This window comes from Nitratiruptor sp. YY08-26, assembly GCF_016593215.1.
Taxonomy (GTDB): domain Bacteria; phylum Campylobacterota; class Campylobacteria; order Campylobacterales; family Nitratiruptoraceae; genus Nitratiruptor; species Nitratiruptor tergarcus.
Map to the genome: position 1 here is coordinate 586,946 of NZ_AP023063.1, position 23,604 is coordinate 610,549.

At 37.9% G+C, this 23,604-nt stretch carries 24 protein-coding genes; 22 read left to right on the forward strand and 2 right to left on the reverse strand.

The genetic code is table 11. The features are described from left to right. Positions 1–50 precede the first annotated feature (50 nt). The 8 genes from JG738_RS03335 to JG738_RS03370 all read left to right on the forward strand — a co-directional run bounded on the left by JG738_RS03335 (position 51) and on the right by JG738_RS03370 (position 6,599). On the forward strand, positions 51–662 hold the full coding sequence (locus tag JG738_RS03335; RefSeq protein ID WP_201338364.1) for a hypothetical protein: 612 nt from the start codon (positions 51–53) through the stop codon (positions 660–662). Further along, entirely contained in the window at positions 659–1,150 is a 492-nt protein-coding gene (locus tag JG738_RS03340; RefSeq protein ID WP_201338365.1) for a cob(I)yrinic acid a,c-diamide adenosyltransferase, read from the forward strand. Before JG738_RS03335 ends, JG738_RS03340 begins: the two co-directional genes overlap by 4 nt. 34 nt (positions 1,151–1,184) lie before the next feature. After that, the gene (locus JG738_RS03345; protein WP_201338366.1) at positions 1,185–3,047 is read left to right on the forward strand and encodes a TonB-dependent siderophore receptor; all 1,863 of its coding nucleotides are present in this window, start codon (positions 1,185–1,187) and stop codon (positions 3,045–3,047) included. Between the two features lie 77 nt (positions 3,048–3,124). Then, the gene (locus JG738_RS03350) at positions 3,125–3,595 is read left to right on the forward strand and encodes a hypothetical protein (RefSeq protein ID WP_236593253.1); all 471 of its coding nucleotides are present in this window, start codon (positions 3,125–3,127) and stop codon (positions 3,593–3,595) included. Then, complete coding sequence (gene galU, locus JG738_RS03355) at positions 3,592–4,416, forward strand: UTP--glucose-1-phosphate uridylyltransferase GalU (protein WP_201338368.1); 825 nt, start codon at positions 3,592–3,594, stop codon at positions 4,414–4,416. The genes JG738_RS03350 and galU overlap by 4 nt, the downstream gene beginning before the upstream one ends. A 27-nt stretch (positions 4,417–4,443) precedes the next feature. Beyond that, the gene (locus JG738_RS03360; RefSeq protein ID WP_201338369.1) at positions 4,444–4,944 is read left to right on the forward strand and encodes a host attachment protein; all 501 of its coding nucleotides are present in this window, start codon (positions 4,444–4,446) and stop codon (positions 4,942–4,944) included. An 18-nt stretch (positions 4,945–4,962) separates the two neighbouring features. Then, positions 4,963–6,198 (forward strand): M20/M25/M40 family metallo-hydrolase, encoded by a 1,236-nt coding sequence (locus JG738_RS03365; protein ID WP_201338370.1) that lies wholly within the window; start codon positions 4,963–4,965, stop codon positions 6,196–6,198. After that, positions 6,195–6,599 carry a hypothetical protein gene (locus JG738_RS03370; protein WP_201338371.1) on the forward strand — a complete coding sequence of 135 codons (405 nt, stop codon included), beginning with the start codon at positions 6,195–6,197 and terminating at the stop codon, positions 6,597–6,599. Before JG738_RS03365 ends, JG738_RS03370 begins: the two co-directional genes overlap by 4 nt. Before the next feature lie 6 nt (positions 6,600–6,605). Here the strand turns inward: JG738_RS03370 and nth are convergent, their stop codons facing one another. Further along, positions 6,606–7,253, reverse strand: coding sequence for an endonuclease III (nth, locus tag JG738_RS03375; RefSeq protein ID WP_201338372.1), 648 nt, complete (start codon positions 7,251–7,253; stop codon positions 6,606–6,608). Positions 7,254–7,310: 57 nt separating this feature from the next. On the opposite strand from nth, the gene JG738_RS03380 reads away from it, so the two are divergent. The 11 genes from JG738_RS03380 to JG738_RS03430 all read left to right on the forward strand — a co-directional run bounded on the left by JG738_RS03380 (position 7,311) and on the right by JG738_RS03430 (position 21,033). Continuing rightward, entirely contained in the window at positions 7,311–8,024 is a 714-nt protein-coding gene (locus tag JG738_RS03380) for a YebC/PmpR family DNA-binding transcriptional regulator (RefSeq protein ID WP_201338373.1), read from the forward strand. Between the two features lie 38 nt (positions 8,025–8,062). Then, positions 8,063–8,881, forward strand: coding sequence for a peptidylprolyl isomerase (locus tag JG738_RS10630; protein WP_201338374.1), 819 nt, complete (start codon positions 8,063–8,065; stop codon positions 8,879–8,881). Positions 8,882–8,894: 13 nt separating this feature from the next. Continuing rightward, positions 8,895–9,971: a class II fructose-bisphosphate aldolase gene (fbaA, locus tag JG738_RS03390; protein ID WP_201338375.1), complete on the forward strand. Its 1,077-nt coding sequence runs from the start codon at positions 8,895–8,897 to the stop codon at positions 9,969–9,971. An 18-nt stretch (positions 9,972–9,989) separates the two neighbouring features. Next, positions 9,990–10,901, forward strand: coding sequence for a 1-aminocyclopropane-1-carboxylate deaminase/D-cysteine desulfhydrase (locus tag JG738_RS03395; protein ID WP_201338376.1), 912 nt, complete (start codon positions 9,990–9,992; stop codon positions 10,899–10,901). 26 nt (positions 10,902–10,927) lie between these two features. Beyond that, positions 10,928–12,220, forward strand: coding sequence for a histidinol dehydrogenase (gene hisD / locus JG738_RS03400; RefSeq protein ID WP_201338377.1), 1,293 nt, complete (start codon positions 10,928–10,930; stop codon positions 12,218–12,220). Positions 12,221–12,256: 36 nt separating this feature from the next. After that, positions 12,257–13,891, forward strand: coding sequence for an inorganic phosphate transporter (locus JG738_RS03405; RefSeq protein WP_201338378.1), 1,635 nt, complete (start codon positions 12,257–12,259; stop codon positions 13,889–13,891). Beyond that, a complete protein-coding gene (locus JG738_RS03410) occupies positions 13,888–15,123 on the forward strand; it encodes a spore photoproduct lyase family protein (protein WP_236583210.1) in 1,236 nt (411 codons plus the stop codon). Before JG738_RS03405 ends, JG738_RS03410 begins: the two co-directional genes overlap by 4 nt. 2 nt (positions 15,124–15,125) lie before the next feature. Further along, complete coding sequence (locus JG738_RS03415; RefSeq protein WP_201338379.1) at positions 15,126–15,866, forward strand: translation initiation factor eIF-2B; 741 nt, start codon at positions 15,126–15,128, stop codon at positions 15,864–15,866. A 257-nt stretch (positions 15,867–16,123) separates the two neighbouring features. Continuing rightward, a complete protein-coding gene (locus JG738_RS03420; protein ID WP_084275487.1) occupies positions 16,124–16,768 on the forward strand; it encodes a 4Fe-4S dicluster domain-containing protein in 645 nt (214 codons plus the stop codon). Then, positions 16,768–17,736, forward strand: a complete 969-nt coding sequence (gene nrfD / locus JG738_RS03425; protein WP_201338380.1) for an NrfD/PsrC family molybdoenzyme membrane anchor subunit — start codon at positions 16,768–16,770, stop codon at positions 17,734–17,736. The genes JG738_RS03420 and nrfD overlap by 1 nt, the downstream gene beginning before the upstream one ends. Positions 17,737–17,745: 9 nt before the next feature. Continuing rightward, positions 17,746–21,033 carry a molybdopterin-dependent oxidoreductase gene (locus JG738_RS03430; RefSeq protein WP_201338381.1) on the forward strand — a complete coding sequence of 1,096 codons (3,288 nt, stop codon included), beginning with the start codon at positions 17,746–17,748 and terminating at the stop codon, positions 21,031–21,033. 47 nt (positions 21,034–21,080) lie between these two features. Here JG738_RS03430 and JG738_RS03435 read toward each other — a convergent pair whose 3' ends face one another. Then, positions 21,081–21,452 (reverse strand): c-type cytochrome, encoded by a 372-nt coding sequence (locus JG738_RS03435; protein ID WP_201338382.1) that lies wholly within the window; start codon positions 21,450–21,452, stop codon positions 21,081–21,083. Between the two features lie 128 nt (positions 21,453–21,580). Between JG738_RS03435 and JG738_RS03440 the strand changes: the two genes are divergently transcribed. Genes JG738_RS03440 through JG738_RS03450 form a run of 3 tightly spaced genes read left to right on the forward strand, consistent with a single transcriptional unit; the run spans position 21,581 to position 23,600 of the window. Continuing rightward, positions 21,581–22,189, forward strand: coding sequence for a molecular chaperone (locus JG738_RS03440; protein WP_236583212.1), 609 nt, complete (start codon positions 21,581–21,583; stop codon positions 22,187–22,189). Further along, positions 22,186–23,250, forward strand: a complete 1,065-nt coding sequence (locus JG738_RS03445; RefSeq protein ID WP_201338383.1) for a 4Fe-4S dicluster domain-containing protein — start codon at positions 22,186–22,188, stop codon at positions 23,248–23,250. Before JG738_RS03440 ends, JG738_RS03445 begins: the two co-directional genes overlap by 4 nt. Next, positions 23,247–23,600: a hypothetical protein gene (locus tag JG738_RS03450; RefSeq protein ID WP_201338384.1), complete on the forward strand. Its 354-nt coding sequence runs from the start codon at positions 23,247–23,249 to the stop codon at positions 23,598–23,600. Before JG738_RS03445 ends, JG738_RS03450 begins: the two co-directional genes overlap by 4 nt. The last annotated feature ends 4 nt before the right edge of the window (positions 23,601–23,604 follow it).

Consider the following 23,604-nt stretch of genomic DNA (forward strand, 5'->3'; position numbering starts at 1 on the left):
ATTTATAATAAACCAGCTACAAGGTATAATACCAAAAAAAGGAGAGTTGCATGAAAAGAGTTGTATTTGTAGCTTTATTAGCAAGTTTTTTGTTTGGAAAGTGTGATCATTTTCAAAAAGTTGTCAAGATGGATTTTGTAAATGTGCAAAAAGGAGAGCTCCCTTTTGGCTGGATTGTGAGCTGTAGCGGTAAATCTTTTCCAGGTATTTGGGAGGTAGATGAGAAGAAAAGACTCTTTATAAAATATCCGCGAGGCAATAGAGTAGATGAGAAAAATATCTTTTTTACAAAAGATGAGTATTTTACAAATGGAGTTTGCCAAGCAAAAATTCTTAGCAAAAAAAATGCTGGAATACTTTTTCGAGCAAGAGATCGTAAAAACTACTATGCGGTAAGTATCGATTTTGAAAACAATAAACTTATTGTAGAGGAGGTTGAAAACAAAAAACCAAAACTACTTCTTGAAAAAAAGCTCTCTTTGAGCAGTAAGCCTAAAGTACTAAAAGTTGCCTATTGCGGAGATAGTGCGACTATTTTTATAGATGATAAAGAGATTGCAAAACTCACAAATCTCAAAAAAAGAGCTGGTGGAGTAGGAGTTGTAGCCTCTGGTAGCTCGCAAGCAGTTTTTGATGATATTGTCATCAAGGTAGCGCAGTGATACAGATCTACACTGGTGATGGTAAAGGTAAAACTACAGCTGCAGTTGGTTTAGCAATACGTGCAGTAGGAGCTAGAAAACGTGTGCTTTTTATGCAGTTTATGAAAGGAATGCATTCAAGTGAAATTGTGGTAATGCAAAGCTTAGGAATAGAAGTAGATAGAGAGTGGGATGGGAAATTTATCATTGATGCTCCATCTCATGAGCAAAAAGCAATGGTGCAGAGGCAGTATATACGAGCAAAGGAGGCGCTGCAAAAGAGTTACGATTTAATTGTGCTAGATGAAATCATAGTAGCAATGCATTTTAAACTGCTGCACGAAGAAGAGATAATAGAACTTATGAAAATAGCGCAGTGTGAACTAGTTCTTACTGGAAGAGGTGCTACAAAAAAGTTGATAGAGACTGCAGATCTTGTAACTGAGATGAAGAAAATCAAACACTATTTTGATGCAGGAGTAGCAGCGCGAGAAGGTTTTGAGTTTTAGTATAATTTCCTTCTATTTCAATGAAGGAGCAAAAATGGCAAAAGGGTTTAAAAGGAAGTACTTCTCTCTTGCTGCAATTGCCGCAACTGTTTCGACGGTAGTTTTGCAAGCTGAGGCTTCACAAATAGCACAGATCCAAAAAGTGATTGTAAGTGCAGATAAATCGAGTGAAGCGATAGAGGATGTGAGTGATGATATCGAAGTCATTGATGCCCAAGAGATTGAAGAGCTAGGTATAGAAAGTTTAAAAGATCTTTTGCAATACGCAGTAGGAGTGACGCAAAGTAGCAATGGTGGTCTAGGTAAAGCAAATGCAATCTATTTGCGCGGTTTAGCTAACGATAAAGTGCTTATTCTCATTGATGGAGTAAGATTTAACGATCCTTCCAATATCAGTGGTCCTTCTTCTGAGCATCTTCTTTTGCAAAATATCGAAAGGGTTGAGATTATCAAAGGTGCCCAAAGCGGGATTTGGGGTGCTGATGCTGCTGCAGGTGTTATTAATATTATTACGAAAACAAAAGCCCAAAAGAGTATTGATATAATGGGAGGTAGCTTTCGCACTACAAAAGCAGCATTCTATTTGGCAGACGCTTTGACAAATAAACTCTCCTATTCACTTGATATGAACTACTATAAAACTGATGGATTTTCTGCAATTACACCTTATCGTAAAAATCCAAAAGATTATGAGAGTGATGGTTATATCAATAGAAATGTGCGCTTTAAAGTAGAGTATAATGATGAGAGTTTTTCGCTAGATACTGGTGGCTTTTACATCAATGCGTATAACGAAGCTGATGGGTACAATCCAAAAAGCTTCGCTCCAGATCCAAACTCTCGCAATAATGATAAATTCAAATACTATGCAATTTTTCTCAATGGATCAAAAGATCTACAAAAACACCATTTTTCATTCCATTTAGATTCTACAACAACACAACGCTACTTTTTAGATACAAGTTGGGGTGTGAACTATTTTGAGGGAAAAACAAGTACAGTGGAGGTGCGAGATACTTTTCGTTACGATAATGGAAAGTTGCAGCTAGGAGGAGGAACACAAAGATATAAGAGCGATTACAGCGATACTGGAGCAAAAAGTGGAAGTATCGATTATGATGATAGCTATGTCTACTTTACAAACTTTAACCGTTTTGGATCTTTGATACTCCAAGAAAATGTTCGCTACGATGCTTATGATAAGTTTGATAACCAAGTAACAGGAAAGATTGGCGCAAAATATGCATTAGGAGGTGTGAGTCTCTTTGCCAATATTGCCAAAGCATACAATATTCCAAACCAAATCAAAATGATAAATCCATGGGGAAAAGCCAATTTTAATCTTCAGCCAGAAAAGAGTAGAAGTTACGATATTGGAATTGAAGCGTATGGAGCAAAACTGGTCTATTTTGTAGAGCATGTAAAGAATCTTATCAGCTGGTTTGATCCAGACTATAATAGTTATGGAGATGAATACTACAAAAATTTTTCTGGTACAAGTAAGTTTAAAGGTGTTGAAGCTAGCTATCGCCAAGCAGTTGGAGAAGATATTTTTGCTCAAATTGGCTTTACCTACCTCCAACCAAAAGATTCACAAGGCAACTATCTTCCTCGCAGGGCTAAAACACGCTATAGCTATGCATTGAGCTGGTATCCTACTGCAAAACATACTATCAATATCAATGGTTACTATGTAGGCAAACGCTATGATGATGCTACAAAAAGTAAGAAAACTGGTAATTACAATGTGACAAACCTCTCGCTTTCTCATCAGTTTGCAAAAAACTACAGAGGGTATGTACGAGTACAAAATATTTTCAACAGACGCTATCAAGAGGTTTATGGATATGCTGCGCAGCCACGCAGTTTTTATATAGGAATTGAGGGCAGCTTTTGAGACTGCGTCTAAAAAACTATATCTTTTATAAATATTTTAATTCATTTTTTACTGGGCTCTCAGTAGGGAGTATTTTTGTGATTTATACTCCCTTGCAGCCCTCAATATTCTCTTTTGGTGGAATTGTGCTTGCAGTTGGAATGCTTCTCATTGCAAAATTTTATGATGTGCTTCTCAATATCAGACGCTACTTTCAAATAGGCCTTTTTGTAGAACTTGTAATGCTTGGACTCATTATCATTTTTTTGCTGCACCCCTATACTTACATGACAGCACTTTTAGTATATAGTGGCTATCAGCTTACATTTATGTTTGGTGCTTATTTGGTGCGTGCCGAGACTCTTATAGTCAAAAAAGCAGTTGCATTGACGAAGGTAGATATAAGCAAACAGGTAGGTTACTTAGTAGGAATGGTTGGAAGTTTTATCTTCTATCAGATTGTTGATGCAACAAAGCAGCAGCAGGTCTATATGCTCCATTATCTGCTCTTAGTAGTGGAAGTTGTTATAATTATGCTATTTATAAAATCTTTTGAAAGGCACAAATGATTAAAAAATGTCTCTTTCCAGCAGCAGGTTATGGTACAAGATTTTTGCCAGCAACAAAAGCGATTCCAAAAGAGATGCTTCCGATTGTCAATAAACCTCTCATTCAGTATGGTGTAGAAGAGGCGATTGAAGCTGGTATGGATACGATGGCTATTGTTACGGGGCGAGGCAAGAGAGCCATTGAAGATCATTTTGATATAAGTTATGAGCTTGAGCATCAAATCAAAGGTACATCGAAAGAGTATCTTCTAAAAGATATTCGTAATTTGGTGGAAAACTACACTTTTGCCTATACAAGACAAAAAGAGATGAAAGGGCTAGGGCATGCTGTACTCGTAGGCCAGACACTTATAGGAAATGAGCCCTTTGGTGTAGTATTGGCAGATGATTTGTGTGAAGGAGAGGAAAAAGGTGTTTTATCGCAAATGGTAGATCTCTATGCAAAATATCGCACATCTATTGTAGCTGTTATGGAGGTTGAGAAGGAGCATATCAGTAAATATGGCGTTATTAGCGGTAAAGAGATTGAAGATGGAGTTTTTATGGTAAGTGATATGGTAGAAAAGCCATCTATTGATGAAGCCCCAAGCAATCTTGCTGTTATTGGCCGTTATATCTTGACACCAGATATTTTTGCAATTTTACAAGATATAAAACCAGGAGCTGGCGGAGAGATTCAACTCACAGATGCTCTAAGAGTTCAAGCAAAAAATAATATGGTGATTGCCTATAAATTTAGAGGAAAACGCTTTGATTGTGGAAGTGTGGAAGGATATGTTGCAGCTACCAACTACTTTTATCAAAAATTTACTCAAAAATAGCTACAATAAAAGAAAAAAAGGATAAAAATGAAAGTTGGAGATTTAGTAATCGTATCAAACCTTGGAGAGATGAAAGTCTACAAAGCAAATCCAAGAGATCTTGAGGCTGAAGCAGGACTCAAGCCAGAAAATATTAAGCTTGATCTTGTCAACGCTGTTGATTATGTCGAAGCTCACTGGAAACTTCAAGATATTGTTACAGATGAAGCAGGAAGATTTAAAGCTGATGCTGGCAAAATGGGAGGAAATGCAGGAGAGCGCCATGAACTTGAGAAGAAGATGGAAGAGGATGTAATAAAGGCTATTGCAGAAGATATTGCAAAAATGGTAGAACAATATAATCCTCCAAAATATTTTCTAGCACTTCCTGAGAATATCTTTTCAAGAGTTTGGCAAAGAGTGCAAGATCTACAGGCAAAATACCCAAATGTCGTGAATAAACTCTTTCGCTATGTTGAAGAGGATCTCATAAAAACAGATAAAAATGAGCTTCCTAAAATTTTTAAAGAAAAAGGCAAACACTTCTAACGAATGTTTGCCCTTCCTATGCGCGTACTAGAGATATTTCGCAAAATCGTAACGATTCCTCACTGCTCTGGCAATACTGCCAAGCTGCGCATTTTCATTGCAAATTTTGCAAGAGATTGTGGATATTGTGTGCAATCTGATAGAGCTGGTAATATTTTATGCTACAAAAATAGACGTGATATATGCCTTCAAGCACATTACGATATGGTGTGTGTTGGCAAAGCACCTGCTATAGAGCTCATCGAAAAGGATGGATATCTCTATGCACAAAACTCTTCACTAGGTGCTGATAACGGTATTGGTGTAGCAATGATGCTAGCACTTATGGAAGAGGGAAAAGAGGCAGAATTTCTCTTTACGAATGATGAAGAAATTGGACTTATCGGAGCTAAAAATCTTGAGATAGATTTACATGCAACGAAGATGATAAATCTTGATAGTGAAGAGTTTGGCAAGATTTATGTAGGCTGTGCAGGTGGAGTTGATCTTATTGCGAAAAAAGATATAAAATATATTCCTGCTACACAGCAAAATTTTTATAAAGTAACTTCCAAAAACTTTCCTGGCGGTCATAGTGGTGTGGATATTGATAAAGATATTCCTAATGCAATTAAAGAGTTTGCATTTTTTGTAGAAGATGCTGCAATTGGTGCTATAGAAGCGGGCGAGCGACGCAACTCTATTCCTGTACATTTGCAAGCTCTAATTGCTACAGATAAAAAATTAAAGAGCAATGATTTTTTCACAGTTGAGACAGTCCAAGCTTTTGAAGTAATTGATTATCTTTTAGTGCAGACTCTTTGCGCTTTTGCAAATGGAGTAAGATCGTGGGAGAAAAATTTTAATATTCCTCAAGAGAGTGTAAATCTAGCAAAAATCTCCCTGCAAGGCAGTGAGCTTACTATTGAAGTAAGCCTAAGAGCAAACTCTCAAGAAAAACTCCAGCGTCTCAAAAGTGAATATGGATGCTTTTTTCAAGATTGGAATTGCCAATGGGAAAGTGAGTATCCAGCTTGGAAACCACAAATTACACCTTTAGCAAAAGAGATAAGAGAAAAATATCTAAAGTTTAGTAAAAGTGTCGATTTTGCAGCAATTCATGCAGGGCTTGAGTGTGCTATATTTGCTCAAAAATATCCTGATATGCAGATAGTTTCTATTGGCCCAGAGATAGAAAATCCCCACTCTGTAAGAGAGCGTATAAAGATAGCAACGATAGAACCTCTTTATAAAATGTTACAAGAGCTATTATGAAAAGACTATTTTTTCTTCTTCTCATATTTGTGCTAACTGGATGTGGAAGCAGAGAATTGTCGCGTGTGTATGTGGCTGATGAGGTAGTAAACTATTTTATGCCCTACTCATCTATAGATATTTTGGTGCCACAAAGTGTAGAAGTTGTAAAGATTGAAAAAGTAGATGAAAAAAGAGCCATTGCGAAGGTTTGCTATCAATTTCGCTTCTTAACAAGCTATGAGAGTCTGGTCAACTATATCAAAAAACATCCAAACTCCCATTTTGCTAAATTTGATTTTGGTCTCGTAGCACTCTTAGGGAAAAAATTTGATAACTTTCAAAAAAATGATATTAAAAAACGTTGCGATGATGTAGTATTTGAAAAAAGATATGGTAAATGGGTCCTTACAAAGATCTAATTTGCGCTATTTTTTGATTTCTCTCTTATCTTCACTTTCACAAAGATCATACAAAAAACACTGATCGCATTTTGGATTTTTAGCTGTACAGATATAGCGCCCAAAAAGTACCATAGCTTGATGGATTGCATTGAGATCTGTTTTGAAAGCCTCTACAAGATCTTTTTCTGTAGCTTGTGGCGTTTTTGCATCACTGAGACCAAGTCTATGGGCTACGCGAAATACGTGAGTATCAACTGCCATGAGATTTTTTTTGAAGTATTCAATCATAACCACATGCGCAGTTTTTTGTCCTACACCTGGAAGTTTCACAAGCTCTTTTTCATCTTCAGGAATTTTGCCGCCATATTTTTCTTCTACCATTTGTGCCATTTTGATGAGATTTTTTGCTTTGTTGTTAAAAAATGAGCAGCTTTTAATAATCTCTTTAATTTCATCGATATCTGCATGAGCGAGTGTATGAATATCAGGATATCTCGCAAAAAGCGTAGGTGTAATCATATTGACGCGTTTATCTGTACACTGTGCAGAGAGCATAACTGCAACGAGAAGTTGGTAGAGATTTTTATATTTGAGCTCGGTATGGGCTTGGGGATAGTGCTCTAAAAGTCTTTTTTTTATCTCTTCTATCTCTTTTGGCTTTCGCAGTACCATAAGTGAGCCTTTCGTTTTTGATATAATTTTACCTAAATTTTTCTATGAGGAGATTTTATGGCCGGTCATAATAAATGGTCGAAAGTCAAACACATCAAAGCAAAAGAGGATGCAAAAAAGGGAAAAGTCTTTACCAAAGCAGTGCGTGATATCATGACTGCTGTGCGTGATGGAGGACCGAATCCCGAAACAAATGCAGCACTGCGCCTTGCAATTGAGCGAGCAAAAGCGGTCTCAATGCCTCAAGATAATATAAAAAGAGCAATCGATAAAGCGAGTGGTAACCTCCCAGGTGTAAAATATGAAGAGATTACTTATGAGGGATATGGGCCTGGTGGTGTAGCTATCATGGTAGAGTGCCTTACAGACAACAAAAATAGAACTGTAGCGGCAGTACGCCATGCATTTAGTAAGAGTGGTGGAAGTTTGGGCACAAGCGGAAGCGTTTCATGGATGTTTGAGAAAAAAGGTGTCATTACGGTCGAACGAGATGAGAATGAAGATGCAATTATGGAGGCGGCATTAGAATCGGGAGCAAATGATATTTTAGAGTTTGATGAAGTGCTTGTGATCGAGACAGATCCGGCAGATTTCAATCATGTCCTTGAAGCGGTAGAGAAAGCTGGTGCGAAAATTTTAGAAAGCAGTGTCGGACTTGTAGCTTCAAATGAAATCGATGTAGATGATGCAACAGCAGAGAAAGTAGAAAAGCTCATTGATGTGCTAGAAGAGAATGACGATGTGCAAAACGTTTACCATAATATGAAATAATTGCAGGGTAAATTATATATTACAACAAAAGGAAAGTGATGAAGAAATATTTCGTTGGTGGTTTGGTGGCATTAAGCCTTGTAGCAAGTAGTGCAGTAGCAGGCAAAGTTTTGGCCGTTGTGAATGGTAAAAAGATTACAACTGAAGATGCAGCTCCAATGCTTGCACAAAGTGGTATGAAATTTGAGCAACTCCCTCCACAAATCCAACAAAAAGTTGTGGATCAACTAGTTGAAAGAGAACTTCTCAAAGAAAAGGCTCTCAAAAGCGGTGTAGAAAAAACAAAAGAGTACAAAGAAGCTCTCAATAAACTTAAAGCCGATTTGGCTCTTGAAATCTGGATGAGAAAGCAGTTTAACTCTATAAAAGTTTCTGATAAAGAAGCGGAGGATTTTTATAAAAAAAATATCGATAAATTTAAACAGCCTGAGAGAGTACATGCAAGACACATTCTTGTAAAAAGCGAGAAAGAGGCGAAAGATATTATCAATGAGCTCAAAAAAACTCCAAAAGATAAACTCAAAGAGAAGTTTATTGAGTTAGCAAAAACCAAATCTGTTGGTCCAAGTGGTAAAAGAGGGGGCGATTTAGGATACTTCAAACAGGGACAGATGGTAAAACCTTTTAGTGATGCAGCATTTTCACTTAAGCCTGGAGAGTTTACTACACAACCTGTAAAAACACAATTTGGATACCATATTATCTATGTAGAAGATAAAAAACCAGCTTCAACAGTTCCTTTTGCACAAGTAAAAGAGAAGATTAAATCTCAGCTTAAAATGCAAAAATTTCAAAAAGTAATAAAAAGTGAGGCTGAAAAGCTTAAAAAAAGTGCGAAAATAAAGAAAAACGTCTGATAAAGGATAAGAAATGGGAGTGAGAGAGTTTCTCAAGCCTGGTGTAGTGTGGGGTGAGGATCTTTTGCGACTGTATGAGTATGCTAAAGAGCACTCTTTCGCTCTGCTAGCAATCAATGTTGTAGGTACCAACTCTATTAATGCTGTTATGGAGGCTGCACGAGAAGCAAACTCTCCAGTTATTATACAGCTGAGCAATGGGGGCGCACACTTTTGGGCAGGCAAAGGCCTTGATAATGAGGGGCAAAAAGCAGCGATTCTTGGAGCAGTTGCTGCTGCAAAACATGTTCATATCTTAGCAGAAGCTTATGGTGTGAGTGTGGTACTCCATACAGATCACGCTGCAAGAAAACTGCTTCCTTGGATTGATGGACTCTTAGCAGCAGGCGAAGAGTATTTTAAATTGCATGGTCGCCCACTTTTTAGTTCCCACATGCTAGATTTAAGTGAAGAGCCTCTTGAAGAGAATCTTGCTACGTGTGAAGAGTATCTCAAGCGTATGGCACCTCTTGGTATGCATCTTGAAATTGAGCTTGGTGTAACTGGTGGTGAGGAGGATGGAGTGGACAATACCGGTATCGAAAATGCCAAGCTCTATACCCAACCTGAAGAGGTAGCTGAAGCGTATAAGCGCCTGAGTGCAATTAGTCCATATTTTACAATTGCAGCAAGTTTTGGGAATGTGCATGGCGTCTATAAGCCTGGGCATGTGAGATTAGAGCCAATTATTTTGAAAAACTCACAAGAGTATATAAAGAAGCATTTTGGTATCAATAAAGATAAACCTGTGAGCTTTGTATTTCATGGTGGGAGTGGAAGTGAGCTTTCCAAAATCCATGAAGCAATTGACTATGGTGTTGTAAAAATGAATATTGATACTGATACGCAGTGGGCATTTTGGAGTGGTGTGAAGGGATATATCGAAAAATATCATGACTATCTTCAAAGCCAAATTGGTAACCCAGAAGGGGAAGATAAACCAAATAAGAAGTATTACGATCCAAGAAAGTGGCTCAGAGAGGGTGAAAAGAGCATGAAAGCAAGAGTCCTAAAAGCCTATGAGGATCTTCGTAGCCTCAATGTCAATTAATCAAAGGGCTTTTGCTCTTTGAAGCTTCAATCTTCTCCCATACAAAAAGTGCAGTTTGAAGGGTACTCTTTTTATCTCAAACGTGACGATCTCTTGCATCCAGATTTTAGCGGTAATAAGGCAAGAAAACTCTACTACTTTTTCAAAACTCCTTTAAAAATAAAAAAGATTATCTCCTATGGCTCTATGCAATCAAATGCTATGTACTCTTTATCAGTTTTAGCAAAAATGAAGGGTTGGCAGTTTAGCTACTATACCCGTATCAATGAAGAACTTTTGCAAAATCCTTTTGGAAATCTCAAAGCAGCTCTTGAAAATGGGATGAAAATTATAGACATTGGACATTTGACATTGGATACTGGGGAGAAGAATTTATTAAGTGAATGTAAAATTATAAATGACACTTTAATAGTACCAGAGGGGGTACGATGTAAAGAGGCTGAATATGGAGTGAAACTATTAGCTAAAGAGATAATAGAATGGGCAAACGAGAAAAATATAGAAAAACTCAATATCTTTTTACCATCAGGAACAGGTACTACAGCTTTGTATCTTCAAAAAACACTTTCTAGTGTCCGGTGTCCAATCTCCAATGTCTATACTGTTCCTTGTGTAGGAGATACAGCATATCTAAAAAAACAGTTTTTTGCTCTTGAAGCAGATGAGAAGTTTCATCCAATTATTCTTGAGCCGCCAAAGAGATACCGTTTTGGAAAACTTTACAAAGAGCTTTTTGAGATATGGTTAGAATTAGGGAAACAAACAGAAGTGGAATTTGATCTCTTGTATGATCCAATAGCCTTTAGCACAATTTTACCCAATCCCCAATGTCTCATGTCCAATGCCTTTTTATATATCCATCAAGGAGGTGTACTTGGCAATATTACAATGGAAGAGAGATACAAGAAAAAGTTTGCTACAATCTCATAATAAATTAGTAGGAGAAGGAATCTTTTATGCGAATACTCCACACAGATGATAGCAGTTTTCAAAGGCAATTTACAGCAATTTTAGAGCGTTCCGATATGGATATAGAGCAGGTTACTCCAATTGTGATGCAAATTATTGATGAGATTAAAAAAGAGGGTGATGATGCACTCTATCGTCATATAGCAAAGTTTGATGGATGGGAACCAAAGAGCAGTGAAGATTTGCGCATTGATGCAGCTTTAATGCAAAAGGCTTATGAAAATCTTGATGAGAAGCTACGTGCGGCTTTGCATTTGGCGTATGAGAGGATCAAGGCATATCATGAAAAGCAGATGCCAAAGTCTTGGATCGATTTTGAAGAGAATGGCACTATTTTAGGGCAAAAAGTCACACCAGTTGAAAGAGCTGGTCTCTATATTCCTGGAGGAAAGGCTGCGTATCCAAGTAGTCTACTTATGAATGCTATTCCAGCAATAGTAGCTGGTGTAAAAGATATAGTTGTGACTACTCCTACTCCCAACAATGAGCCAAATGAGCTCTTACTTGCTGCATGCCATCTTTGTGGAATTGAAAAAGTTTATAAAGTAGGAGGAGCGAGTGCAGTTGCAGCTCTCGCCTATGGTACGCAAACGATAGAAAAGGTAGATGTTATTACTGGCCCAGGCAATATCTTTGTAGCCACTGCAAAAAAACTTGTCTATGGTGAAGTCAATATCGATATGATTGCAGGTCCAAGTGAGATTGGAATTATTGCAGATGAGAACGCAAATCCGCAGTATGTTGCAATAGATCTTCTTAGTCAAGCAGAGCATGATGAGATGGCGAGCTCTATTCTAATAACAACTTCTGGTACTTTGGCAAAAGAAGTAAGCAGCGAAGTAGAGAAGTTTTTGCAAAATCTACAAAGAAGAGAAATTGCCCAAAAGTCTATTGATGAGAGGGGGGCTATAATAGTTACGCAATGTATGGAAGAGGCAATTGATTTGATGAACCAAATAGCTCCTGAGCATTTAGAGATTATGACGCAAAATCCTTTTACACTCTTACCAAAAATTAAAAACGCTGGAGCTATATTTTTAGGGGATAATACGCCAGAACCTATAGGAGATTATATTGCTGGGCCTAACCATACTCTGCCAACAGGCGGAACTGCACGCTTTTACTCACCACTGAGTGTTGAGCACTTTTTGAAAAAGAGCTCGATTATCAGTTTTTCTTGTCAAGCAATGCAAGATATTGGTGAAGCAGCAGCAATTTTGGCACATACTGAAGGGCTAGAAGCTCATGCAAAATCTATTGAAATACGACTAAAAAAATAGACTCTTCATCTCAAAAAAGCATAGCAAGGAGATATTTTGGAACTCAAACATATACCAGAAGTCAAAAGAGCAAGGAAATTTGAAGCTTCAGATGCTGGGAGAATTATTATAGCGCTTCTCTTTATAATTGGTGTTATGTGGTATGCATCTATGCACGCAAGCGGCATTGAGCATAGAACACTGCTTATAGTTGCAGCAATTTTTGGTGGATATATGGCAATGAATATTGGTGCCAATGATGTGGCTAATAATGTTGGTCCTGCAGTGGGAAGTGGGGCGCTCTCTTTGATGGGCGCAATTATTATAGCTGCGATTTTTGAAGCTGCAGGTGCACTTATCGCAGGAGCTGATGTTGTGGGTACAATCAGAAAAGGCATTATCGATCCTAATCTGATAGCCAATACGCAGATGTTTATTTGGATTATGCTTGCTGCACTCCTTGCTGGTGCAATATGGCTCAATCTTGCTACTGCTATGGGAGCACCAGTCTCTACCACTCACTCTATTGTAGGTGGCGTTATGGGAGGCGGAATAGCAGCAGCAGGTTTTGGAATGGTTAATTGGGTGACTATGGGTAAAATTGCCGCTTCATGGGTGATTTCTCCCGTATTGGGCGGACTCATTGCAGCTGGATTTTTGTATATTATTAAGAAAAATGTTATTTTTCAAGAAGATAAAATTGCAGCGGCAAAAAAATGGGTTCCACTCTATATTGCTACAATGAGTTGGGCGTTTGCAAGCTATTTAATCGTTAAAGGGTTCAAACATATAGTAAAAGTTCCTCTCCCCCTTGCTGTCGTAATAGGCTTTTTTATAGCTGTACCAATCTTTATGTTTGTGCGATCATATATTACAAAAAAGGCGCAAACGCTTCCCAATGAGCGAGAATCTATTAATCAACTATTTACAATTCCGCTTATTTTTAGTGCAGCACTTTTGAGCTTTGCGCATGGAGCAAATGACGTTGCAAATGCAGTGGGTCCTCTTGCAGGTATCAATGATGCTATTATGAGTGGAGAATTTGGAAAAAAGGCGCCAATCCCCCTTTGGGTTATGATGGTGGGAGCTCTTGGAATCTCCATAGGGCTAGCACTGTATGGTCCAAAACTTATTAAAAAAGTTGGAAGCGAAATTACTGAGCTTGATCAAATTAGAGCTTTTTGTATAGCTCTAGCTGCTGCTATTACTGTTATTGTAGCGTCTGCTTTGGGACTTCCTGTAAGCTCTACACATATTGCTGTTGGGGGCGTATTTGGTGTTGGATTTTTGCGTGAATATTTGATGCGATTAGAAGATCGTGCCAAAAAAGAGGAAAAAGTGTTGGAAAAAGAGTTTCAAGAGGCAAGGCTTGAGGAGGAGAGGAAAAAATTAGAAGAGTATGAAAGAGCATTGGAGGCTTTGGGGGATCCTAAAAAAGCTGATCCTTTTATCGTAAAAGCGCTCATTGAAAAAATTAATAGAGAAAAAGAGGTTATAGCTAGTCTAGAGCATGGAGAGATAAAATTAACAAAAATTGAGAAAAAGGCTATAAAGGCACTTAAAAAGTATGAGCTTGTGCAACGAAGTGCTTTAAAAATGATTGTAGCAGCATGGATTATTACTGTACCAGCTGCGGGAGTGTTGGCAGCGATGTTTTATTTTATGATTCGAGGAATTATGCTGCCAGGATGAAAATATATGATTTTGAAAAAAAAGTAGCACATACCCACTATTTCTCTCTTCCCGAAAAGCAAAGAGAGTTTATACGTAATCTAGCCTACAAGTATAGACTCTCTCATGCTGAGCTCAAGCAGATTTGTGATATAGCAGTGGATCTCTATATGTGGGCAGAGGCGAGTATTGAAGAGCTCTGGGAAGAGAGAAAAAATAAAAAAGAGGCGCTCGAGCATTTATATGAACACTATGAAACTTACAAAAAGAGTCTCAAAAACTATGAGAATTTCTCTATAGACAAAGAAAAAACGCATAAAATTCGCTTTGCGCAAATCGATAAGAAGCTTGGTTTTGGTATGTGTCCTGTGGCTAGTCCAAAGACGCGCTGCTGCAATCTTTGGACACTCGATATGGTAGAGTCTTGCGGGTATGATTGTAGCTACTGCTCGATTCAGAGCTTTTACAATGAAGATACAATTACTTTCAATACAAATCTCAAAGAAAAACTCTTAAATATAGAGCTTGATCCCAATGAGATTTACCATATTGGTACAGGGCAAAGTAGCGATAGTCTCATGTGGGGTAATCGTGGAGGGGTGCTTGATGCCCTCTTTGCTTTTGCAAAAAAAAATCCTCATGCGATACTAGAGCTCAAAACAAAAAGCGATAATGTACGCTACTTAGTAGAAAATGAGTATCCTCCAAATATCATAACCACATGGAGTCTCAATCCCCAAACAATTATCGAAAAAGAGGAGCGCCTCACTGCTTCGCTTGATGAGCGATTAGATGCTGCAAAAAAGGTGCACGATAAAGGAAGATTGGTTGGTTTTCATTTTCATCCCATGATCTACTATAAAGGGTGGCAAGAGGAGTATGGAGAGATTTTTGCAAGGCTTATAAAAGAGTTTGACCCTAATAGAGTTGCATTGGTGAGTTTAGGAACATTAACTTTTATCAAACCTGTGATTAAAAAACTGCGCCAAAGGGCAATGAAGAGTAAAATTTTGCAGATGCCACTTGTAGATGCTGCTGGTAAACTCTCCTATCCTCTCTCAATTAAAAGAGAGCTTTTTCGTTTTGCTTATGAGTCTTTAAAGCCATGGCATGGAAAAGTATTTTTTTATATGTGTATGGAGGATCACTCTTTGTGGAAAGATGTATTTGGCTATGAATATCCTACAAATGAGAGTTTTGAATTGGATATGAAATATAGCTATTTAGCAAAAATTAAGAGTTTGCAAGAGTAGCTATGGAGTGGTGGGAAAAAGAGATAGATGAGATAGCGAATGATTCTCTCCATGGAGCTACATATCTAACGAAAAAGAGCATAGAACTTGTAAAAAAAGCCTCTTTCAATGAACTTCCACTAATCCTTCCAAAACTAAAAAATGCCCAGCCATTTATGGCTTCAATATATAATTTTGCTTCTTTTATTGAAAAAAATCTAGAAAACTTTTCTTCAACTCTTTGTGATAAATGGTGGATAGAGTTTGAAAAAGCAAACGAGCTCATAGTGCAAAAAGCTGCACCACTGTTAAGAGGTAAGAGAATTTTAACACACTCTCATAGCTCTCTTGTTCATAAAGCGCTATTGGAAGCAAAAGATGTGCAAGTATTGTGTACAGAATCGAGGCCAAAAAATGAAGGCAGAGTTTTAGCACAGCAACTTTTGCAAAATGGCATCGATGTAACTCTCATTATTGATGCAGCTGCTGCAACGCTAATTAAAGAGGTGGATGCAGTAGTTTTTGGGGCTGATGGTATAGGCAGTTTTGGTTTAGTACATAAAGTGGGTAGTTTTCCCATAGCTTTGGCAGCATATGAAATGCAAGTACCTTTGATGAGCTTATGTCCAAAGCAAAAAATATGGCCATCAGACTACGCTCTTCCCAAAGAAGAGCGCAATCCACAAGAGCTCCATTTTCCAAAAGCAATCAACATCTACTTTGATATTACACCATCCAAATACATCACAAAAATCATAAATTAAATTCAAAATAAATTGAAAAATAAATCAATATAACTGAATTTAAAAAATTGTAAAGAGAAATTCTCTCTATTTGTTTCATTTTTTCAACTTATTTATTGCAAAAATCTTTCAATTTTACAATTTTTTAGTCAAAGTTAAGCAAAGAGTGTTAGACTATTAATAGCTATGAAATAGCGCATTTTCGGTATTTAGCTTGGCTTATAGTTATTAAAAGTCAAGCTTATAACACTGGTGCTTATCAGTTGAAAGGAGAAAGTATGAAGCTAGGCTTTTTGGTCGACCTTGACCTATGTATGGGGTGTAAGGGCTGCGAAGTTGCTTGTAAAGTGGAAAATAAGGTTCCACTGCATAGCTGGAGACTTCGTGTAAAGTATGTGGATGTAGGTGTATATCCTGAAACAAAAAGAACATATACGCCACTCCGCTGTAACCATTGTGAAGATGCACCATGTGAGCGTATCTGTCCAGTGAGTGCTTTGCACTATCTTGAAAACGGTATTGTCAATATCGACAAAGAGAGATGTATCGGCTGTGCAGGATGTATGATGGCATGTCCATATGGTGCGATTTATATGGATCCAGTCACAAATACTGCAGATAAATGTACATACTGTGCACATAGAATTGCAAGTGAGATGATGCCAGCATGTGTTGTAGCATGTCCGGTTGAAGCAAATATCTTTGGAGATCTTGACGATCCAACGAGTCATATTAGCCAATATATTATGCAGCATCAAAAAGATGGTGGCGTACAAGTAAGAAAACCAGAGAAAAACACTCATCCGAAACATTTTTATGTAGGTGGTGGTCAAGTACAGCTCAATCCATTGGCAGCGAAGAGAGAAGAGGGATACAATCTTTTCAATAAAATCACGCATTTAGACCATATAGGAGGTCACTAATGGTAGAACATACAGTAGCAGCAACAAATGCAATTGTAACGCTTGATGTCCCAATTCCAGAGGTGATTTGGGGATGGATGATTACACTCAATATGTGGGCAAAAAGTATTGGTACAGGTGTTGTTTTTATTGGTGCATATCTTTTAGCACGCTATAACGACAAAGTTGGAGAAGAGGTTAAGTTTTGGATGCCTCTTATTTCATTTGTCTTTTTAAATATCTTTTTGCTCTTTACACTCTTAGATCTCCATCAGCCGCTAAGAATGTGGCATATATTTGTGTATCCGCACTTTACTAGCGCTATTACAGTTGGTGCTTGGATGGCAACACTGTTTACAGGTATCATTTTTATCATGATGCTTATAGCTCTCAAAAATTTTGCTAAAAAACATGAAGACAAAATGCCAAGATTTGTACGTGAGCTTACTAAAAAGTGTGAAGTTTTGAGCGATTCACTCTATTCTCCTCTTTTAAAAGCTGCTGTAGTCCTAGCAGTACCAGTTACTATGTACACAGCTACTATCATGGGCGAAGCAACTGCAAGAGAGCTTTGGCAAACTCCAACAGAACTTGTGCAGATGATGTTAGCAGCTCTTTTAACTGGTAGTGCAGTATTTCTTATTATTGGTGGAAAATGGGGCTATGAGATAAAACGTGATTTGGCAATTATTCTTGGTGTGAGTGCATTTTTAAGTTTTACGATTTATATGGGTGAATACTATTTTGGACATATGAAAGCTGAAGAGGTTGCAGCAATTTTAGCGTATGTAAAAGAGCATGGCGCATATCATGCAATGTTCTGGGCTGGACAGTGGCTTGCATTTATTATCCCAATGATTTTAGTCTATTTTAGCCTTAAAAGCAGAAGTGCGTCACTGCTTTATTTGGCTAGCGTTTCAGCGATTGTGGGTTTGTATATCACAAAACATGTATGGCTTATTATCCCACAATTACTACCACTCAGTTAAGGAGTCGATATGAGTTTTTTAGAAAGTAGAAGAAATTTTCTCAAAGGCACAGCAGCTGCTGCAGTAGCAGGAATAGCTGTGAGCAAAGGTGTATTTGAAACTATTGCTGAAGCAAAAAGTGAAGAAGTAGGAAAATTTACCAATACACCAAAAACTATCTCTTTTTATCCTCCACTTGAAGAGTGGGATGATTTTAAAGAGCTTGATGGTGACGATTGGAAAAGAGGTGGTATAGATCGCAAAGGTGTACAAAGCGAAGATAACCCAGATGGTATCTATGTAAATGATTTTGTCATTGTCCCAACAGTATGTAGTAACTGTGAAGCTGGATGTGGTTTGACTGCGTGGGTTGATAAAAAGAGCTTAACAGTTAAAAAATATATGGGTAACCCTCTCCATACGGGAAGCCGCGGTCGCAACTGTGCAAAAGGATATGCAGTTTGGTCACAGATGTATGATCCAGATAGAGTCCCATTCCCACTTAAGCGTGCACCTGGAAGTAAAAGAGGTGAAGGAAAGTGGGTTCGCGTAACCTGGGATGATGCTATGAAAGAGATCGGCAAAAAAGTAGCCGAACTTTTAGAAAAAGGTGATGAAGTTAGTAGAAAAATGTTCATCTACCATGTCGGTCGACCAAATGAGAATGGATTTAGTGGAAAAGTGCCTCACACACTTGGTTTTGACGGATTTGACTCACATACTAACATCTGTAGTGCAGGTGCAAGACAAGGTTCAATCCAGTGGGCAAATGATGATAGGAACTCACCAGACTGGGCAAACAGCCGACTTATTTTCTTACAATCTTCTCACGCTGCAGATGCCGGACACTATTTCCAGCAAAGTGCTGGACTTATTGCGGATGCAAGAAAAAAAGGTGCAAAACTCGTTGTAATCGATCCAAGACTTTCAAACAGCGCCGGTATGGCAGATTTGTGGCTTCCAGTTTGGCCTGGAACAGAAGCTGCGTTGTATCTTTACCTAGCAAATAGAGTGCTTCATGAGAAGAAGAAAAATGGTGAAGATATGGTTGACCATGAATTTGTGAAAAACTGGGTCAACTGGAAGAAACTGATGAAAGATAAAGAATACCTAAACTTTATCAAAGAAAAAGGATACATCAGTAGGCTTCCAAAAGATGAGAGCTATGAGAGTTTCATTGAACTGCTTAAAGATATGTATAAGCCATACGATCTTGACTTTGTTGTAAAAGAGTGTAAGCTCGAGGGGCAAGAGTATAAGTTAGAGCAGCTTTGGGAAATGATCCAAGATGCTGGAGATAAAATATCAACTTATTTATGGCGAGCTGGGACTATTGGTCACCGCGGTGGTTGGATGAATACAAGAAGTGGCTTCTTGCTCCTAGCACTCACTGGTGCACTCAAAGGTGATATTGGTGGAGTAAGTTGGCACCATTGGCATGAAGTAAGTGTCAACGGTAAATTTTTCAAAGCGACAGTAGCTGGAAAAGCGCCAGAGCGTGTCGATACATGGAATGATTACTCATGGCCACCAGAGTATCCACTCTCTACATATGAGATGAGTTTCTTGCTTCCTCACCTTATTATGGATGATGAGTGGAGAGAAAAATGGAATAAACGAGGATTTAAAGTAGCGGAAAAAATAGCTGTATGGGTACCACGTATGTATAACCCAGTTTGGATCAATCCAGATGGTTTCAGATGGATAGAAGCACTGAAGCGAGAAGACAAGTTTGAATTAACATTCAACCTTTCACCAACCTGGAGTGAGACAAACTGGTATTGTGATTATGTATTGCCAACAGGGCTTTCTGGCGAAAGACATGACCAGCAATCTGCTCCTACAAAACCAGAGCAGTGGACAGCATTTAGACAACCAGCTTTAAGAGTTGCATTAGAAAAAATGGGATGGAAGCCAAAAGATCCAACGAGAGCGACTCTTGAAGCACATATTAAAGCTGGTCTTGGGGAAATTTGGGAAGAGAATGAGTTTTGGGCAAATCTCTTTGTACATTATGTTGATCCAGATGGAAAATATGGTGTAAAACAGTATTGGGCAAGTAAAGAGGATCCAAATAGAGCTATTACTATAGCAGAGCTCTATGATGCAGCATTTGCTAATTTGCCAAAACTCAAAAAAGCGGCAATTGCTGCATATCCAAACAGTAAATATCCATGCTATGAGTTTATGAGAGATAGAGGTGCATGGACAGAAGAGACTGATGTATATAAACCACAAGAAGAAGAGATTCCTTTTGATGGTGAGTATTACACTATTCATGGGAAGAAAGTACATAAAGACCATGTAGAAAAAGATGAGTATGATGTACTCTATCATGATGGAAAGCCATTTGGAATAGAAATTGATGGAAAAGTCTATCATGGGTTCCATACCCCAGATAAGAGACTCGATTTTTATGTAGATTGGCTTGCAAAAGAGTATCAGTGGCCTGAATATGCAATTCCTATCTACCCACGAGATAGGAGAGAGCGTAAAGAGATGGTGCATCTTGTAACACAAGTTCACCACGATTACATTAAAGACAAAAATCAATTTGCGCTCAATACAATTTATAGATTGCCGTACAACATCCATACACGAAGTGTTAACTCTAAACATTTGATGGAGATTAGCCAAAACCATAACCCTGTATGGATCCATACAAGTGATGCGAAGAGACTAGGAATTAAAAAAGGTGATAAAATTCGAGTACGAATCGTGGATACAGTAAGTGGGCTTGAAAGTGGATATTTTGTTGCAATGGCAATTCCAACTGAAGCTACAAGACCAGGAGTTTTAGCAAATAGTCACCACGCAGGACGATGGAAACTTAAAAATGCGGTAGAGATTCCTGGATTTGAGCATAAGCTTGGTGTCATGGGAGTTGGAGCACCTCTATATAAAATGGAGATGGATGGAAAAATTGGTAAGATGCGCGCAAAAGAGGGACTAGATAAGGGACTCAAAAAACGTGAAGATAGCTGGCAATTTAAAGAGATCAATAAAGATCTCGATAACATCTGGTGGGATGGTTTAACTGGTGCATGGCAAAATGCAGTAGCTCCAGTGCATCCAGATCCAATTGCAGGTAACCATGCGTGGCATCAGATGGTTTATATCGAAAAAGCAAAACCAGGCGATAAGTTTGGTGATGTCTATGTGAACTATGAAAACAACTTTAAAACATATCAAGCTTGGAGGGATAAACTGACTCGTCCAGTAAGTGAGAAGATGAAGTTTAGACGTCCACCTTGGATCAAACGACCTGCAACACCTCTTACATTAAGAGCATATAAAAACCCTATGTATAAAGGGTAATGTACACACAAGCCTTTTGGCTTGTGTAATATATAAATGAATAAATTTTAGCTCCCGCTACTTGTTCCTAGCTCATAATCTTGAAAATAGCGCTCTTCATCAAACAGTTTCTTCTTACCAAGAGAGTGAATATACTGGGCAATTGCCTTTATCTCATTCTCATTTAATGCTTTAGCAAAAGGTGTCATCATATCGGCTCTATTGGAATGGATAGTTCCATTTTTATATCCATGAAGTCGTTTAATTATATAAGACTCACTTTTTCCAGCGAGTTTTGGAAAACTGTTTGCACCTTCAGCTTTACTGCCGTGACATCCATAACATCCATTTTTTGTATAGAGCTGCTCACCTTGTGTTACATTACTATCCTGTGCTAATAGATAAATTGCAGTGATACTTAAAAGAAGGGCTTTTTTCATATACTCTCCTTAGTTTGAAGATCCCATAAAGTGCTTAAGGCAAAAATAAATGACACACTGTATAATAATAAACAAAATTGATAAAATCAACTTTGAAGCTAAGATAATTTTATATAAAAGGATAGTTTTTGACACATAGTAGAAATGCAATGTATGGACTTATTTCAAGAATTTTTGTTGGCGAGATGGATGATTTAACGCTTGCTACCATTGAAAAATTACCAAATTTTAAAGAACTTTTTCCTCATTACTATGAATGGAGAGAGCGTCAAAATAAGAGCCGCTATAAACTTATCAATGAAGTTCTCAACGTAGATTTCACTGACATTGCAGTACTTCATCTCATACCGTATGAGACTTTTTATACGCGTGAAGACGGAATGATAGAGAGCGGTGGAGCAAATCCTGTATTGCAGGTATATAACGATTTGGGATTCCGTGTGGATTATGAGAGGGCGCGCGTAGTGAGCCCCGATCATATTGGAGTGGAGCTAGAGTTTATGAAGCTACTTACTGAAGCGCAGCAAAAGGCTGAAGAAGAGAACGACGAAGAGGCTGTGCAATCGATAAAAGCAGAGCAAAAGAAGTTTTTGGAAAATCATCTTTTACAATTTGCTCCAATGTATTTTATCAATGTTGTAGAGCAAGCTCGTACACCATTTTATAAAGATGCTGCAAAACTTGCTTTAGAGTTTTTGCTTGAAGATTACGAGTATTTGAGTGAGGAGATTGCTTGATAAGGCTTGATGCGGCTAAGTGTGTCCGCTACTACTCAAAACTAAGTGAGTGCAATAGTTGTGAGCAGATCTGTCCTGCTGATGTAATTGAGACGCAGGAAGGGTCGCTTGCATTAAAGCAAGATGGCTGTATCGATTGTGGCGCATGTGTTGGGGTGTGTCCTACTGAAGCATTGCAACTGAGTGATTTTAATGTTACAGAGTTCTTTTTTGATTTTGTAAAATCTGATGAAAAAGTTATTTCATGTAAAAGCAACTTTGTCTGCCTTGCAGCATTAGGAGTAGAGTATCTCATAGCCCTTGGATCCGTTAAAGAGATTGTGCTTGATATTGGACACTGTGAGACATGTGAAATCAAAAAGAAGTGTTTTCCGCAAATAGAGCACAATATTGCAGAAGCCAACTATGTACTTGAGGCTATTGAGCAAAGAAGAGTGCAAGGCAAAAAACTTGGAGTGCAAAAAGAGAATATTCCAGATAGGAGAGAGTTTTTTAATATCTTTTCACTCAAAAATGTTGCTAAAACAAAAGCAAAGATTGATGAACAGCTTGAAGCTTTAGAAGATCCAACAGTTGGCCTTAATACAGAGCAGATTCGAGCCATTAGAGAAAAGAGTATTCCAAATAAGCGAAAACTCCTCTTTACTCTTCTTAAAAAAATTGAAAAACCAGCAAACTATAAGTACCTTGAAAATGAGCATTTGAGCTTTACATTAGAAAAAGAGATTGATGAGAGCTGCGATAACTGCTCTATTTGTTATCGTATATGCCCAACAGAGGCACTCAGTACCACGAGTAAAGCGTCTGCAATTTTGTTTGATCCTTTGCTTTGTGTGCGATGTCATCTTTGTCATGATGTATGTGAAAAAGGAAGCATCAAGCTAGCTGAATATTTTGATACAAAGCAGTTTTTCGAGCCAGAGGCCGAAATTTTAGCAAAATTTACAATAGCAAGATGTGAAGATTGTGGAGCATTTTTTACCTATTTTGGTGGAGAGAAAATTTGTCAAAGATGTAAAATCGAAGAGGAAGAGGCAAAACAGTTGTGGGGGATAGAATGAGACCTGAAGATATTCATGGAAAAAAACTCATAGCAGTAGCTGGGCATGATGCATTTGGCAAAGCTTTTATAAGTGTCGTAAACAAAGAGGTTGCTAACGATGGTTTAATGCTTATAGGTATTAATATCAATGAAGAGGATTTTGGATTTTTTATCCATAATCTTGCAGACTCAAAACTTGAAGTTACTATATTTATGCCAGAGTTTCAACAAAAATCTGCCCAGTTTTTCGAAATTGATGGGTATTTGCTTATGAGCAAAAAGGGCAAAAATGGATTAGAGTTTCTCACAGCACAAGAGGAGACGCTCATTGATGATAGAAAACTATTGGATTTAGTAAAAAAGATATAAAGGA

Excerpts from the sequence above, each read along its gene's own strand:
- JG738_RS03430 (WP_201338381.1), top strand. The coding sequence starts at position 17,746 with ATGAGTTTTTTAGAAAGTAGAAGAAATTTTCTCAAAGGCACAGCAGCT.
- JG738_RS03420 (WP_084275487.1), top strand. The coding sequence starts at position 16,124 with ATGAAGCTAGGCTTTTTGGTCGACCTTGACCTATGTATGGGGTGTAAG.
- hisD (WP_201338377.1), top strand. The coding sequence starts at position 10,928 with ATGCGAATACTCCACACAGATGATAGCAGTTTTCAAAGGCAATTTACA.
- JG738_RS03435 (WP_201338382.1), bottom strand. The coding sequence starts at position 21,452 with ATGAAAAAAGCCCTTCTTTTAAGTATCACTGCAATTTATCTATTAGCA.
- JG738_RS03335 (WP_201338364.1), top strand. The coding sequence starts at position 51 with ATGAAAAGAGTTGTATTTGTAGCTTTATTAGCAAGTTTTTTGTTTGGA.
- galU (WP_201338368.1), top strand. The coding sequence starts at position 3,592 with ATGATTAAAAAATGTCTCTTTCCAGCAGCAGGTTATGGTACAAGATTT.
- JG738_RS03450 (WP_201338384.1), top strand. The coding sequence starts at position 23,247 with ATGAGACCTGAAGATATTCATGGAAAAAAACTCATAGCAGTAGCTGGG.
- nth (WP_201338372.1), bottom strand. The coding sequence starts at position 7,253 with ATGGTACTGCGAAAGCCAAAAGAGATAGAAGAGATAAAAAAAAGACTT.
- JG738_RS03410 (WP_236583210.1), top strand. The coding sequence starts at position 13,888 with ATGAAAATATATGATTTTGAAAAAAAAGTAGCACATACCCACTATTTC.
- JG738_RS03415 (WP_201338379.1), top strand. The coding sequence starts at position 15,126 with ATGGAGTGGTGGGAAAAAGAGATAGATGAGATAGCGAATGATTCTCTC.
- JG738_RS10630 (WP_201338374.1), top strand. The coding sequence starts at position 8,063 with ATGAAGAAATATTTCGTTGGTGGTTTGGTGGCATTAAGCCTTGTAGCA.
- JG738_RS03370 (WP_201338371.1), top strand. The coding sequence starts at position 6,195 with ATGAAAAGACTATTTTTTCTTCTTCTCATATTTGTGCTAACTGGATGT.
- JG738_RS03345 (WP_201338366.1), top strand. The coding sequence starts at position 1,185 with ATGGCAAAAGGGTTTAAAAGGAAGTACTTCTCTCTTGCTGCAATTGCC.
- fbaA (WP_201338375.1), top strand. The coding sequence starts at position 8,895 with ATGGGAGTGAGAGAGTTTCTCAAGCCTGGTGTAGTGTGGGGTGAGGAT.
- JG738_RS03360 (WP_201338369.1), top strand. The coding sequence starts at position 4,444 with ATGAAAGTTGGAGATTTAGTAATCGTATCAAACCTTGGAGAGATGAAA.
- nrfD (WP_201338380.1), top strand. The coding sequence starts at position 16,768 with ATGGTAGAACATACAGTAGCAGCAACAAATGCAATTGTAACGCTTGAT.
- JG738_RS03365 (WP_201338370.1), top strand. The coding sequence starts at position 4,963 with ATGCGCGTACTAGAGATATTTCGCAAAATCGTAACGATTCCTCACTGC.
- JG738_RS03380 (WP_201338373.1), top strand. The coding sequence starts at position 7,311 with ATGGCCGGTCATAATAAATGGTCGAAAGTCAAACACATCAAAGCAAAA.